We start from the raw sequence: 13,914 nt of genomic DNA, 5'->3' as shown, positions 1-13,914 counted from the left end.
AAGGAGAGAACATAAAAAAGCCCCGGAAGAAACCGAGGCTGTAAATGGAGTGTTTTCACTTTAACGCTTAGAAAATATCCACAATCTTTAAGGCATTGCCTGAATTGAAAAGATAATAATTAGGACCAACTGCCTGATAAAACTCGATACCTACTGCAAACACAACACTTGCATCAGCAGACAAAGTAGGTGTACCTGGTAATGTTGATGTGACTGCAGTTGATGTAGAAACGGGAGCAGACAAATCAATATAACCAGAATAAGCAACGGCTGAAAGTTCATTATTTGCTGCATCCACTGGTTCGTAGACACCGGTAGTGTCATTGTATGCGAAATCAGAAACAGCAGCTAATGCTACAAGCAAACGAAAGTGAGTTGCACCGGCTGGTGCATTAATCAAGTTTGCTGGATTGAAAGCTGGTACTGTAAGAGTTGCAGCGTCACGAGCAACAGTATTTGAGAATGTGTAAGGTGCTACAAAAACACCATCAAGGCTTACACTTTTATCAAAAGCAAAACCTTTCAAATACTGCCTTTGTTGAGAAATCAAAATAGCTCTATAACCTCTTGCTTCAGTTCCGTCTTCCAAATTTATTTTCTTCATTACAGCAGTAAGGCGACCAGTCATTTGCGGGTCACTCATTTGCTTTAGGATTTGGCTAAGACCAACCCGTAATGATTTTGCAGCTGTGGCACAGCCACCAAATTCATTCATGTTTTCCCTTGTCCTTTCAAACTCGGGAGCTGTATTTATTTGTTCTCCGGAAGGTCCACCAACCATGCCTGCAAAGTCGCCTTGCAAGCCTTTAATTTTAAAGTGCCTTACTCCACCCATAGTGCCGGAGTACTTCACTAAACCTGTTTGCTTTGCCATTTTTTAAAGTATTTATGTTGTAATTTTAATAAGTCAAATTTACCACGTAATACATTGGTTAACAGAAGCATAAGCAGTGCAAAATGGTGCAACTAAAAGCATACGGACAGGCTTTAATAAAAACACATCTTACAGTAACAGAAATTGTCGATGGTGATGGCTTAATTGTTCAAAATATGTTCAACCAGGAGGAAGAAGAAATTCGTTTGATTGGTATTGATGCACCTGAAATAAAACGTTCAAGAAAGTTATTGCAAGATGAAAGAGAAACACATTTGCCTGGTGAATTGCTTTTGCAATTGGGCATTCAGTCTAAAGAATTTTTATCATCACTTGTACCAATTGGCAGCATTGTAACAATTCAGATGGAGAAGAAAAGATGTTATGATAGTTACGGCAGAACGTTAGCTTATGTGTTTTTGCAAGATGGAACTTGCATTAATGAAGTTTTGATAAAAGAAGGTTTTGCCAAACCTTACAGCCGGTACTATTGCGAAGCATTACCAGAGTTCCAGTCCATAGCATTTACAGCAAAAATTCAGAAGAAAGGATTGTTTGAAATCGTACCGCTTTTTTAGTTTCCGTGGTCACATTTTTAGCCTTTGTGGTCACATTCCTGTTATGGTCACATTCATGGTCACATAAACAAAAAAAGCAGCCAAGTTTTATCTTAACTGCTTGATTATTAAGTGGGAGCACACGGGTTCGAACCGCGGACCCTCTGCTTGTAAGGCAGATGCTCTAAACCAACTGAGCTATGCTCCCTTTTTTTGTTTCTCAACCGCTTAAGTGTTGTGCTCTTTCGCTGTTGGGAGTGCAAATATAGGAGCAGGATCTTTTTCAGCAAAAATATTTTTCCATCTTTTTCAGATATTTTTTCTTGCTATTTATTCCACCCAATAATCTGAAGCAAAGGGATATAAAAATTAGATGTAGAAGGGAAAGAGTTTGATTACCTACAAAAAAATAGGGGTCCGGATAGAAATCCAACCCCATAATATCCAATATTCTAAAAACCACACATAAGATGGCTAAACAACCCAAAGGTTACACCGGCAACATACATTTAACATTTAAAGCCTTAATAGTAGTTCCCGCTATTCTTTTTGCTTATAAAGCTTTTGTTTTACTTCAGCTACCTGTCGTGGCACTTTAGGAGCGTAAAAGAAATCTTTAGGATAATGATAGAAGAACCTTGCCATAATACCGAACAGTTCTGGAAAATCGCGTAGGCGAACGCCGCGGCTTTTTACCGCCACAAAAAAGGCAAACGAAAAACTTACAAGGAAGTTGAATAAACCTATTAGTAACACACCGCCAACTACAGTAAGCAGGTAAGCAGTTCCAGGTGCATTCCCTGTAGTGAAATAAGCAATAGAAGTATTACCGGCCGCAATAGTAATATGCCTGATGTCAAAAGGAATTCCGAAAATAGCACCAAAGAAACCAGCCATACCGAGGAAAAATCCAAGAGCTATATTACCGACCAGGGCGCCAAAATTATCTTCAACATATGCTGTAAGGCGGTTCAACCGCTTTGGCGCCAACGTATTTTTAAACACCGGGTGGTTACGCAAACGCAGCGCCACCTTACCGTAATTGATTCCATTTTCTACATATCCTGCTATCAGTCCACTGGCAAACAAAAAGAAGCCGGTAAAACACGCATACATGATAGAGAAACTAAAGAACGGGTGATTATCCCGCAGCAGTTTTTCTGCTACTTGCTCATTTACCAGGTAACTACCAGAAATAAAATAATACAAGGCCGCCAAACCAAAAGACATTGGGAAAACCACAACCAGGTTACCAATAAAACTTGCTAACTGGCTGCGTATGGTGCGTGCTACTATAATCACCAGTCCATGCAGATCAGGATGGTCCTTATTCTTTTCAAGGTCAAGCGAACTAGCAATGGCCGATGCAGTATAAGCAGGCTGTTTGGTGGCCAGCGTAGCCTTTGTTTCATGCATCAACTGGAAACCAAAGCTATAGTTGACACTATAAGCAAAGCCCTGCCAGAAAGGAGCCAAAGCCATTTTCCCAATCAGGTTCTTTATAACAGCAATAAATGAAATGATAAAACCCCCAGCCATTGCCGATGTTATCATCCACCAATATTGCGAACGCGTAGTGGTTATATAGGTCTCCCCTCTTTTACCACCGTGCTCGGTTATTTTGTAGGCAATGAAAGCAAGATTCGCACTTACAAATTCACGCAGGCTAGTCTTCTTTTTTTCATAGTAAACGATCTGCTTGAAGTAGTTAAGAAACCTTTCAGCATCAAAAGATTTATCCTGGTCAAGAACATCGGTGATCATGAACATTCTCTCAAGATGCTGCTCGATTCGAAGAAGCAGGTACGTTTGCGAAAGACTTGTACCATTTACTTTTCGCTGGTCATTTATATATTCCACAATTCCCCTGCACTCTACCAGCGCCTGGTTTATTTGCTTCAGATATTTTTCCAGTTGCAGAGGTCCAGCGTCTTGCATAAACAGCTGCAAATAATTTTGCACTGCTATGTTCAGTTTTATAAAAGGGAAATCTGCATGTCCAACTTCAGGCGCATTATCTTTTATATCTTTTTCAAGCGACAGTGTCACACAACGCTGCGTAAGTATGAATAAAGCTTCATTCAACTGGCTGATGATAGCCGGCTCTTTTACATTGAACTGGAAACCTACTAGGGTAAAGAAATTGATCCATAGGTCCGGGTCTATGCCCCGCACCCATATATAATCCGTCTTTTTATAAAAAACATGATTGATTACGTATAAAAAATTATTTGGACGCTGTAAAGGCGGCAAGAATTTATGCTTCATCTTGGTCGAGATCTCCTGGATGAAACCCCTCGATTTCACCATACCGCTTTCTGTTAGTGCAGGCACTATGGTAGCATTATGAAACTGTGTAAGCAAAGCCTTGCGCAGGGAGAACAACAAAACCTTATCCTGTTGCAACTGGTAAAACATCGCCTTGAACTTCAATTCCGCTTGTTCAAAATCGCGAGGATGCGCAGGCCTTATACGTTTTATAAATTCAACCAGGTAGTCTAAACCACGAAAAATGCTATCAATTTTTATCACCGGCGCAGCACCTGTAGATTGGTTGTTTGGTTGTTTTATATGCCGGGAAAAAAGACGCATGAATTAATAGCTTAAATGTAAGGGAGTTTATAATATTTCTACACCCGCCATTGTTATAAATATATTACGAATAACTTTGCCAAAAACCCGATACCATGTGGAGAAATGCAGCTGTAAAGCCTTACGAGGAGCATGAAGTAGATATACTGACAGCGCTGGAAGATACGTACCAGATCATTGTTTGGAACGATGATGTAAACACTTTTGACTTCGTTATAGAAACTTTGATTAAGGTTTGCGGCCATTCAGAAGAGCAGGCAGAGCAATGCGCTTTACTTATACATACACAAGGAAAATACGCTGTTAAACAAGGTTCTTTCGAAGATCTTAAACCAATGGTAGAAGCCATTACCGACAGAGGTATAAGTGCCACATTAGAAGTGATGGCATAATCATTTTCATTTATTCTCTTTTTATGTAACCAGCATTACCGCTCTTATTTACATCGTTGCGTCGCACACTTGTACAGTAACACTTCTTTCAACAGTATCAGCCAATATTGTATTTGGTACTGCTAAACATCATCTATGCCATTATATGCCTTGGATAACAGCCTCTGGTTTCCTCCTGTGGAAGAAGCCTTACCAGATGGGCTGCTAGCCATTGGAGGCGATCTTAGCACCGAAAGATTACTGATGGCATACCGCCAGGGCATATTTCCGTGGTACGAAGATGAAGTGCCGCTTTGGTGGTGTCCCGACCCGCGCTTTGTTCTTTTTCCTGGTGAACTTAAAGTGAGCAAGAGCATGCAACAACTGCTCAAGAAACAAGCATTTGACTTCAGAACCAATACTGCCTTTGCGCAGGTAATACACCATTGCAAATCTTCTATCCGCACCGGGCAATCAGGCACATGGATAACAGCTGAAGTAGAAAGTGCATATACAAAACTGCATCACCTTGGAGTAGCGCACAGCGCCGAAGCCTGGAAAGATGGCACTTTAGTAGGCGGTTTGTATGGCATAAAAATGGGCAAGATCTTCTTTGGCGAAAGTATGTTCAGCCACCAGAGCAACGCAAGCAAATATGCTTTCATTAAGTACGTACAGCAACTCCAGCAAGAAGGAATTTTGATGATAGACTGCCAGGTTTATACCGAACATCTTGAATCACTTGGAGCCAACATGATACCCAGAACACAGTTTATCGAGATCCTAAAACAACATGTTCAATAACCGGCAGAACCACCTGTAAATTTGCCGCACATATTTTTGTTCTAAACAACAAACCACACCCAAACAGGAACCAGAAACCAGGAACCAGGAACCAATAACAAACCCCGCTTATGCCGCACAAGGTCATCCCCATCTTCCGCATTTTTGATTATGATAAAGCAGTAGAATTCTACGTGCATTTCCTCGGCTTTTCTATTGCGTGGCAACATCAACCGCCTCATTCACCTGTTTATATGGAGGTCCGGTTAGAAGACATCACGCTTCATCTTTCGGAACATCATGGTGATTGCACACCAGGTGCAAAGGTTTTCATTGAAACGTCGGGCGGCCTTCGGGATTATCACGAGCAGTTGCTGGCAAAGAACTATAAGTACAACAGGCCCGGCCTGGAGGTTGCTCCCTGGGAAGCGCTAACCATGGAAGTGAATGATCCATTTAACAATAAGCTGCTGTTCTCTGAACCCCTGCCTAAGAATAACATTATCTGACGTCAATAAATTATCAGCATAAAAAAGAGGATAACTCACCACGTGAATTATCCACTTTTTTTATTCAACAACAACCTCCTGCGGATCTATATTTACTTCCACGTCATAGGCATTACTTTCCAAACTTCTTCTTCAGCGCAGCCAGGGCATCATCCATAGTTGCAGGCTCACGTTCTTGCTTTTTGAAGTTGCCTTTGTTATTGAAGTTGCCTTTGCTCTGGTATTGCTGTGGGCGCTGCTGGCGTTGCGGCGCTTCCTGCGTTTGCTTTATAGAAAGCGCAATACGTTTACGCGCCACATCCACTTCCGTCACTTTCACCTGCACCTTTTGGTTCAGCTTCAGCGCTTCGTTCGGATCAGTTATATAAGTGTGCGAAATTTCTGAAACGTGCACTAGCCCATCCTGCTTTACACCTATGTCTACGAATGCGCCAAAACGCGTAATGTTGGTTACCACACCCGGCACCACCATTCCCACTGTTACGTCTTCTATTTTGTAGATGTTAGCAAACTCAAACTGCTGTACTTCGCTCCGTGGATCAAGACCTGGCTTCTTTAATTCATTTAATATATCGCGAATGGTTAGCTCTCCAAATTGCTCCGTTACATACTTCTTCGCATCTACCTGCTTCACCAGTGCTTCATTTCCAATCAGCGTCTTCACTTCCACTCCCAGGTCTTTAGCCATTGCTTCTACCAAGGCATAAGCTTCAGGATGCACTGCACTTCCATCCAATGGATTTTCTCCTTCATTTATGCGAAGGAAACCAGCACATTGTTCAAAGGCTTTACCACCCAATCTTGGCACTTTCAACAGTTCTTTCCTGCTGGTAAACTTGCCAACCTCTTTCCTGTGCTTCACAATATTTTCAGCCAGTGATCCACCAATACCACTCACATAGCTCAACAGGTGTTTACTGGCAGTATTCAAATTCACTCCCACCAAATTCACGCAGCTTTCTACTGTCTGGTCTAGTTTTTCTTTAAGCCTAAACTGGTTCACATCGTGCTGGTATTGGCCGACACCAATGCTCTTAGGATCTATTTTCACCAACTCCGCCAGCGGATCCATTAATCTTCTTCCAATACTCACTGACCCACGAACCGTCACGTCATAATCAGGAAACTCTTCACGTGCTGTTTCAGACGCACTGTATACAGATGCACCGTCTTCGTTTACCAAAAACACCGGCAGCCCCAGGTTCAGGCCACGAATAAATTGTTCTGTTTCCCTGCCTGCAGTACCATCACCAATTGCAAATGCTTCTACCTGGTAAACCTCTACCAGGTGACGAATGGTTTTTTCTGCAGCAGGCAGCTTTTTTTCTTCGTGAATGTATATCAGGTCAGTATTCTTCAGGTCACCTTTTTCATCCAGGCACACAATCTTACAACCCGTTCTATAACCCGGATCTATTGCCAGCAATCTTTTGCTTCCAAGCGGCGAACTCAGCAGCAGCTGACGAAGATTTTCAGCAAATACATTGATAGCCTCTTCGTCTGCACGCGCCTTCAATGCAGTTCTGAATTCGCTTTCCAGACTAGGCTGCAACAGGCGGCGGTAAGCATCTTTTATCGCTTTACGAATATGCTCATTGCACACGCTCATTCCCTTTATATACTGCTCTTCCACCTGCTCAATAGCCACTTCTTCCTCAGGCGATATACCTATGCGAAGCACTCCTTCTAAAAAGCCACGCAGCACCGCCAGCGCCCTATGCGATGGCATCTTATGCACAGGTTCATTGAAGTCAAAATAATCTTTATACTTCTGCCCTTCCGCTTCTTTTTCAGGCACCACTTTACTCTGCACCGTTGCCTGCTCTTCAAACAATTTACGCATCTTAGCACGTACAGTTGCATCTTCATTCACTATCTCAGCAATGATATCACGTGCACCTTGCAGTGCCTCTTCCGCACTCTTCACATTATCATTAAGAAAACCTGCTGCAGTAGCTGCAACATCAAAATCTTTCTGTTCCAACAGTTGCAACGCCAATGGCTCCAATCCATTTTCGCGCGCCACAGTAGCTTTTGTTTTACGCTTCGGCTTGTAAGGCAGGTAAATATCTTCCAGCTCAGCAATGGTGGTAGTAGCATCTAGTTTCGCCTGCAGTTCTTCCGTCATCTTTCCCTGCTCGGTGATCGTTTTTTCAATAAACGTCTTGCGCTCAGCAAACTCCTTCATTGCTTTCGCCTCATCCTGTATCTGCGCTATTTGCACCTCATCCAGGCCACCTGTTTTATCCTTACGATACCGCGCAATAAATGGTATAGTCGATCCTTCTTCAAACAATTCCAGCACAGCATCCACCTGCGCCGGCTTCACATTTACCTTATGTGCTATTTGTTGTGCAAACTCTCTCATTTCATTTTTTATTTTGTTACCAGCTGCATCACGCTTTTCATCTTTACTTGCGTCGCACACTTCAACTGGTAGTTCTTTATTCTACATTTTGTCCTGGCTGTATCTTTTGACCCGCCAGCCTATCACTTTAAGCATCTGCACCAATGAACGCCATGGTTACAGCGCCGCGAAAGTACCAGCCAATCATCAAATCAAAAAATGAGATAATCCCCACTCAAGTGCAGGAAAAAAATAATATTAGCAGCATCAATTACAGCTGCTGCAAGAACTCGTACTTCTTATGAGGATTTTTTGAAGCGTAAGAATATATCAACCCGCGGATGTAGCCATTCTCGGGGTACGGAGTTACTTGTTGTTTTAATTCATCCAGTGCTGTTACAGATACATTAGCAGGCAGGTATCCCATTCCATAGAAACGGCCATTCTCCACCACGATTACACTTTGCTGTTTTTCTTTCTTAGGCAGCGCCACATGCTCAACCACGGCAAAGCTTGGCATCGAATTCTTCAAGTGATCGACAGCCAACTTAACCCTTGCATTATAAGCTTCGCAACTTATACCCAACGCTTCAGCCAAACTAGGCCCCGGCGAATGATCAATAAAACAAAGCCGCGGACAAAGCTCAAACTGCTCTATCAACGCCTTCATCATATTATGACCATCCAGCAACATGCTGAATGTATACAATGGCTGCAGGTGCTTTTTCTTCTTCTCTATCAACAGGCGCTGGTAGCCTCTGCCGTCTTCAAACATGTACAAACCATAGGCTTGCTCAAATCCTTTCTGGCTTCTATTGTAAATGGGCCACAACCGCTTTATCTCTACACTCTCCAGTATATAGGCCATAAGTTCAGTACCGCACACCTGGTAGGTAACATTGTATATCTCCCTAAGAAAATCTTGTTTTTGCTTCCCCGGTTTATTATTAGCAAAATGACTGGTAACACGTTTCTTCAGGTCTTTGGCTTTGCCTACATATATCACCTTTCCCTTCTGGTTGTGGAAGTAGTAAACACCCGGCAATGCAGGCAATTCAGCAACACGTTCTTCTGCAAGATTAGGAGGCAGATGACTGTTCTTATTGCGCCCTTTCAACATCGCTTTCAACTCGCCTTCCACGTCTGCCTGCAGCATTCTTTCAAACAACTTCACCGTTGCCAGCGTGTCGCCACCAGCCCGATGTCGTTGCTCAATTTCTATTTCCAGGCTCCTACATAATTTTCCGAGGCTATAACTTGGATATCCAGGCAATATTTTCCTTCCTAAGCGAACCGTGCAAAGCTTTTTACAATCCAGGCATAGCCCTGCTCTTTCAAGATGGTGCTTTATAAAAGAGTAATCAAAATTTACATTGTGCGCTACGAAGATCTTATCATGAAGCAGCTCATAGATACGCGGCGCCACTTCATCAAAGTAAGGCGCCTGGCTAACCATAGCGTTTGTGATGCCTGTCAACGACTGTACATACCTCGGAATAGGCATGTCAGGATTAATCAATGTTTCATAGTAATCCACCATTGATGTTCCATCATGTATGGCAATAGCAATTTCTGTAATACCATTAGCGCTGGCATACCCACCTGTCGTCTCAATATCTACAATAGCAAACATCTGGCAATTTCAAAGGATAAAGGTAGCATGAAGAAGAACTGGTAAAGAAAATATTCCCAGAAAAAGATTTGTTTCATATTGAAACGATTTATAACTTCAAACACAGCAAGCGCAGGTATTTGCTCTTGGTTTAACGAACATGTTCCCAGGTTTTAGTGTTGATAAAAAAGGCTTAGCCTTTTAACTATGAAAAGCCACCCTAACGGTATCATTTTTATCACGTTAAATATTAATTGCCATGGAGAACTCTACACACCACCATCACCACATGAGCGATGGCTTAAGGAACACACTGATCTTCATTTTCATTTTTGGATTGATTGCATTGATCACCTACCTGGAGTGGGCTGGTAAACTGCATTAATTTTTTTTACAGGGTGTAACATATTTCTCTAAAGCCCGTTGTAATACCGGATCGTTCAAAAAATCAAGAAAGGTTAACCTAAATTAACCATAGAGCTTTCCTTTCGTTGATACATTCGCATTACAAACCAAAGGCTATGAGAAAGTTTCTTTACATTACCACCCTGGGTTTATGTTGTACAATAACTGCTTGTCATTCTAATCAAATAAAATCTGCCTGTACAGGCATATCCACTATTGTTAGCTGTTGCAAAGCATTTAATGCAAAATGCAGCAAACTGGATATGCAGCAGGTAAAGGACCCGGGCGGCAACCAGGACGAAGTAACTGCCCCGCTACCTGCGTATTCGTGGGATAGTAAGATGATGTTTTATTGATCACCCAAACCTATCTGCTTTGAATCCCGCCGGCATGCCTGCGGGATTTTTTATTGTCCCGCCTTCCACTCTTCGATTTTTGTACATTTGCCGCCAGCTAAAAGATACAGCAGTATTTAAAGCTTTAACCTCCATCCACTACGGATCACCTTAAGAAAATATGGAACTAAGCAAAAACTACATACCGTCGGCGGCAGAAGAAAAATGGTACCAGCATTGGCTTGATAAGAAATATTTCAAAAGCCAGGTGGATGATCGTCCACCCTTCACCGTTGTTATTCCCCCACCAAACGTTACTGGTGTCCTTCATATGGGACACACCCTTAATGAAACGGTTCAGGATATTTTGGTCCGCAAGGCACGTATGAGTGGCTTTAATGCTTGCTGGGTTCCTGGAAGTGACCACGCAAGTATTGCAACGGAATCAAAGGTGGTACAGATGCTGAAAGAAAAAGGCATTGACAAGAATTCACTCACCAGGGAAGAGTTCCTGCAATATGCTTTTGAATGGAAGGAAAAATATGGCGGCATCATTTACAGCCAGATCGCTAAGCTTGGCTGCAGTGTAGATTGGGACCGCACCACCTTCACTATGGATGATCATTACTACAAGGCGGTAATCAAAGTGTTCGTGGACCTATACAACAAAGGCTTGGTATACCGCGGTGCACGTATGATAAACTGGGACCCGGCAGCCAAGACAGCCCTAAGCGATGAGGAAGTAGAATATAAGGACATCAATGGTAAGCTATACCACCTGAAATACCAGCTGGCAAACGATGCCGAACCATTACTTGATCAATACATAACCATTGCAACGCAACGTCCTGAGACAATTATGGGCGATACGGCCATCTGTGTTAATCCTACTGATGAGCGTTATGCACACCTCAAAGGCATGTACGCTATCGTACCGCTGATCAATAAGAAAGTGCCAATTATTTTTGATGAATATGTAGATCCTGCATTTGGAACGGGAGCATTAAAAGTTACACCAGCACACGATATCAACGACTACAACCTGGGATTGAAACACAACCTGGAAGTAGTGGATACTTTAAATGAAGATGGAACATTGAGTGCAGCCGCACAGATATATGTAGGTGAAGATCGTTTTGCAGCACGTAAAAAGATCGTGACCGAACTACAGGAGAAAGGTTACCTGCTTAAAGAAGAAGAATACACTACCCGCCTGGGTTACAGCCAACGCAGTGGTGCAGTGGTAGAACCCCGCATCAGCACGCAGTGGTTTGTAAAAATGAAGGAACTGGCTGAGCCTGCACTGCAAGCTGTAGTTGATGGCGACATCAAAATTCACCCGGGAGATAAATTTTTAGCTACTTATAAATACTGGCTGGAAAATGTAAAAGACTGGTGTATTAGTCGCCAGCTTTGGTGGGGACAGCAAATTCCTGCCTGGTATGCTCCTGATGGAAGTTTTGTAGTAGCAGAAACGAGAGAAGAAGCTATAGAACAATTCAAGAACCAAAATTTAGAAGTTACAATTGATGAACTAAGACAGGATGAAGACTGCCTCGATACCTGGTTCTCATCTTGGCTATGGCCGATGGAGGTTTTCAAAGGCATTTCGGCTCCTGAAGGCAATAAGGAGATAGACTACTATTATCCTACTTCTGTATTGGTTACCGGCCAGGACATTATCTTCTTCTGGGTGGCTCGCATGATCATGGCGGGCATGCACTACAACCAGGTGAAACCATTTAGCGATGTTTATTTTACCGGTATGGTGCGGGATAAACAAGGCCGCAAAATGAGTAAGAGCCTTGGCAACAGCCCGGACCTTTTGGAGCTTATTGACAAATATGGAGCTGATGCTGTTCGCTTTGGAATAATGATCTCCTCCCCTGCCGGTAACGACCTGCTCTTCGACGAAGCAAGTTTGGAGCAAGGCCGCAACTTCAACAACAAGCTATGGAATGCACTGAAGCTGGTGAAGATGTGGGAAGGAAGAAAAGCTGATGCAAACACCAGCGAAACAGCTACCAGCACTTTTGCTGTTGAATGGTTTGAAAGCCGTCTTGCGCAGGTGCGTGCCGAAGTAGACAGCCTTCATAGCCAGTTCAGGCTGAGCGAAGGTCTGAAGAGCCTTTACTCGCTAATCTGGGACGACTTCTGTAGCTGGTACCTTGAGTGGGCAAAACCAGGTTTTGAACAGCCAATAGATGCTATTGTTTATGAAAAAACTGTTGACTTCTTCGAGCAGCTGTTACAAATGCTACATCCTTACATGCCTTTCATCACCGAAGAGATCTATCACCTATTGCGTGAAAGGCAGGACGACCTTTGCGTAAAGCAATTTGAAACAGTGGCGGCAGCTGACAAAAATATCATTGCTGAAGGCGAGCTTCTGAAGCAGGTGATCACTGCACTACGTGATGCCCGTAATAAAAACCAGGTTAAGCCAAAGGATGTAATTCAACTGCACATCCAAACTGAGAACCAAGCGGCTTATGCCGTTATCGAGAACATCCTGGCCAAGCAGGTGAATGCCGGCTCCATCTCGTATGTGGATGATGCCGTAGCCAACACCATCGTAGTAGCGGTAGAAACAGATAAATTCTATATAGAAAGCGAAAAGCAGCTGGACACAGAAGTATTGAAAGCGGAGCTACTAAAAGACCTGGAGCACCAGCAACGGTTCCGCGAATCGGTTTCCAAAAAGCTGAGCAATGAGAAATTTGTAGCCAATGCAAAACCCGAGGTGGTTGACCTGGAAAGAAAGAAGCTTAGCGATGCCGAGGCACGTATTAAAGTGCTGGAGGAGAGCCTGGCAAATTTCTAATTCACCTTTTCCCTAGTATAATGAAGCACCTGTCACATCATATAAAAAGCATCCTTTTGTTAGGATGCTTTTATTTTTTATTCATCTCCTGCTTTGCACAGAATTGGGAGGCCGATGTTGTGCGTGCTATTAATCCTGAGAACACCAGCTCGTATCTGTGGAAGTATACCAACCAATCTGCAAAGCCCATCAGCGCAGGATTTCCACTGGCCTTGCTTGCTACGGGCATCATCACCAAAGACAAACAGCTGCAAAACGAGTCTTATGAAATGCTGGGCGGACTGCTCGTCACCATTGCAGCTACTGAAGGACTGAAGCAAGTAGTAAACCGCCCTAGGCCATACCAGAGCTACAGTGGCATCTACCCTAACGAGTTCAAGGACGGGAAGTCATTTCCGTCAGGACATGCATCAGTGGCTTTTTTCACGGCCACTTCGCTTTCTATCAATCATCCTAAGTGGTACGTTGTAGCGCCCGCCTTCACATGGGCTGCTGGTGTCAGTTATGCCCGCCTCTACTACGGTCAGCATAATCCAACCGACCTCTTGGCATCGGCTATCATAGGTGCAGGTAGCGCCATCGCCGCCAACCGCATCAGCAACTGGATGCAACGGAAAAAAAATACAACTACTTCCACCTCTTTACTTCCTTAAGAAGATTTCTTGTGTACAAGCAGCAGATCGTTGACCATGCTCCTGTTGCGTC

The 13,914-nt window shown here is 43.3% G+C and carries 12 protein-coding genes and 1 tRNA gene; 8 read left to right on the top strand and 5 right to left on the bottom strand.

Annotated features, from left to right (window positions below):
* Positions 1 to 67: 67 nt before the first annotated feature.
* Positions 68 to 874, bottom strand: a complete 807-nt coding sequence (locus J4N22_RS06770; RefSeq protein WP_207493170.1) for a hypothetical protein — start codon at positions 872 to 874, stop codon at positions 68 to 70.
* An 83-nt stretch (positions 875 to 957) separates the two neighbouring features.
* Between J4N22_RS06770 and J4N22_RS06765 the strand changes: the two genes are divergently transcribed.
* Positions 958 to 1,452 (top strand): thermonuclease family protein, encoded by a 495-nt coding sequence (locus tag J4N22_RS06765; RefSeq protein ID WP_207493169.1) that lies wholly within the window; start codon positions 958 to 960, stop codon positions 1,450 to 1,452.
* 112 nt (positions 1,453 to 1,564) lie between these two features.
* On the opposite strand, the gene J4N22_RS06760 is transcribed toward J4N22_RS06765, so the two are convergent.
* Together J4N22_RS06760 and J4N22_RS06755 are read right to left on the bottom strand one after the other, a co-directional pair.
* A tRNA-Val gene (locus tag J4N22_RS06760) sits at positions 1,565 to 1,639 on the bottom strand.
* Positions 1,640 to 1,971: 332 nt separating this feature from the next.
* On the bottom strand, positions 1,972 to 4,023 hold the full coding sequence (locus J4N22_RS06755) for a site-specific recombinase (protein WP_207493168.1): 2,052 nt from the start codon (positions 4,021 to 4,023) through the stop codon (positions 1,972 to 1,974).
* A 95-nt stretch (positions 4,024 to 4,118) separates the two neighbouring features.
* Between J4N22_RS06755 and J4N22_RS06750 the strand changes: the two genes are divergently transcribed.
* From J4N22_RS06750 to J4N22_RS06740, 3 genes are all read left to right on the top strand, one after another.
* Positions 4,119 to 4,415, top strand: coding sequence for an ATP-dependent Clp protease adaptor ClpS (locus tag J4N22_RS06750; protein ID WP_207493167.1), 297 nt, complete (start codon positions 4,119 to 4,121; stop codon positions 4,413 to 4,415).
* 135 nt (positions 4,416 to 4,550) lie between these two features.
* Positions 4,551 to 5,198, top strand: a complete 648-nt coding sequence (gene aat, locus J4N22_RS06745; protein WP_207493166.1) for a leucyl/phenylalanyl-tRNA--protein transferase — start codon at positions 4,551 to 4,553, stop codon at positions 5,196 to 5,198.
* Positions 5,199 to 5,308: 110 nt separating this feature from the next.
* Positions 5,309 to 5,686 carry a glyoxalase superfamily protein gene (locus J4N22_RS06740; RefSeq protein ID WP_207493165.1) on the top strand — a complete coding sequence of 126 codons (378 nt, stop codon included), beginning with the start codon at positions 5,309 to 5,311 and terminating at the stop codon, positions 5,684 to 5,686.
* Positions 5,687 to 5,798: 112 nt separating this feature from the next.
* On the opposite strand, the gene J4N22_RS06735 is transcribed toward J4N22_RS06740, so the two are convergent.
* Together J4N22_RS06735 and J4N22_RS06730 are read right to left on the bottom strand one after the other, a co-directional pair.
* Positions 5,799 to 8,054: a Tex family protein gene (locus J4N22_RS06735; RefSeq protein WP_207493164.1), complete on the bottom strand. Its 2,256-nt coding sequence runs from the start codon at positions 8,052 to 8,054 to the stop codon at positions 5,799 to 5,801.
* A 250-nt stretch (positions 8,055 to 8,304) separates the two neighbouring features.
* Entirely contained in the window at positions 8,305 to 9,666 is a 1,362-nt protein-coding gene (locus tag J4N22_RS06730; protein WP_207493163.1) for an exonuclease domain-containing protein, read from the bottom strand.
* Positions 9,667 to 9,904: 238 nt separating this feature from the next.
* Between J4N22_RS06730 and J4N22_RS20085 the strand changes: the two genes are divergently transcribed.
* From J4N22_RS20085 to J4N22_RS06715, 4 genes are all read left to right on the top strand, one after another.
* Positions 9,905 to 10,030 carry a hypothetical protein gene (locus tag J4N22_RS20085; protein ID WP_255551664.1) on the top strand — a complete coding sequence of 42 codons (126 nt, stop codon included), beginning with the start codon at positions 9,905 to 9,907 and terminating at the stop codon, positions 10,028 to 10,030.
* A 136-nt stretch (positions 10,031 to 10,166) separates the two neighbouring features.
* Positions 10,167 to 10,406 carry a hypothetical protein gene (locus J4N22_RS06725; RefSeq protein WP_207493162.1) on the top strand — a complete coding sequence of 80 codons (240 nt, stop codon included), beginning with the start codon at positions 10,167 to 10,169 and terminating at the stop codon, positions 10,404 to 10,406.
* Between the two features lie 160 nt (positions 10,407 to 10,566).
* Entirely contained in the window at positions 10,567 to 13,209 is a 2,643-nt protein-coding gene (locus J4N22_RS06720; protein WP_207493161.1) for a valine--tRNA ligase, read from the top strand.
* Between the two features lie 56 nt (positions 13,210 to 13,265).
* Positions 13,266 to 13,862 (top strand): phosphatase PAP2 family protein, encoded by a 597-nt coding sequence (locus tag J4N22_RS06715; protein ID WP_207493160.1) that lies wholly within the window; start codon positions 13,266 to 13,268, stop codon positions 13,860 to 13,862.
* The last annotated feature ends 52 nt before the right edge of the window (positions 13,863 to 13,914 follow it).

It is taken from the genome of Aridibaculum aurantiacum (assembly GCF_017355875.1).
GTDB lineage: Bacteria > Bacteroidota > Bacteroidia > Chitinophagales > Chitinophagaceae > Segetibacter > Segetibacter aurantiacus.
This window is presented reverse-complemented; position numbering and strand designations above follow the sequence as displayed.

Bases quoted from the DNA above. Each gene is read 5' to 3' on its own strand.
- J4N22_RS06770 (WP_207493170.1), bottom strand. From the start codon at position 874: ATGGCAAAGCAAACAGGTTTAGTGAAGTACTCCGGCACTATGGGTGGA.
- J4N22_RS06765 (WP_207493169.1), top strand. From the start codon at position 958: ATGGTGCAACTAAAAGCATACGGACAGGCTTTAATAAAAACACATCTT.
- J4N22_RS06755 (WP_207493168.1), bottom strand. From the start codon at position 4,023: ATGCGTCTTTTTTCCCGGCATATAAAACAACCAAACAACCAATCTACA.
- J4N22_RS06750 (WP_207493167.1), top strand. From the start codon at position 4,119: ATGTGGAGAAATGCAGCTGTAAAGCCTTACGAGGAGCATGAAGTAGAT.
- aat (WP_207493166.1), top strand. From the start codon at position 4,551: ATGCCATTATATGCCTTGGATAACAGCCTCTGGTTTCCTCCTGTGGAA.
- J4N22_RS06740 (WP_207493165.1), top strand. From the start codon at position 5,309: ATGCCGCACAAGGTCATCCCCATCTTCCGCATTTTTGATTATGATAAA.
- J4N22_RS06735 (WP_207493164.1), bottom strand. From the start codon at position 8,054: ATGAGAGAGTTTGCACAACAAATAGCACATAAGGTAAATGTGAAGCCG.
- J4N22_RS06730 (WP_207493163.1), bottom strand. From the start codon at position 9,666: ATGTTTGCTATTGTAGATATTGAGACGACAGGTGGGTATGCCAGCGCT.
- J4N22_RS20085 (WP_255551664.1), top strand. From the start codon at position 9,905: ATGGAGAACTCTACACACCACCATCACCACATGAGCGATGGCTTAAGG.
- J4N22_RS06725 (WP_207493162.1), top strand. From the start codon at position 10,167: ATGAGAAAGTTTCTTTACATTACCACCCTGGGTTTATGTTGTACAATA.
- J4N22_RS06720 (WP_207493161.1), top strand. From the start codon at position 10,567: ATGGAACTAAGCAAAAACTACATACCGTCGGCGGCAGAAGAAAAATGG.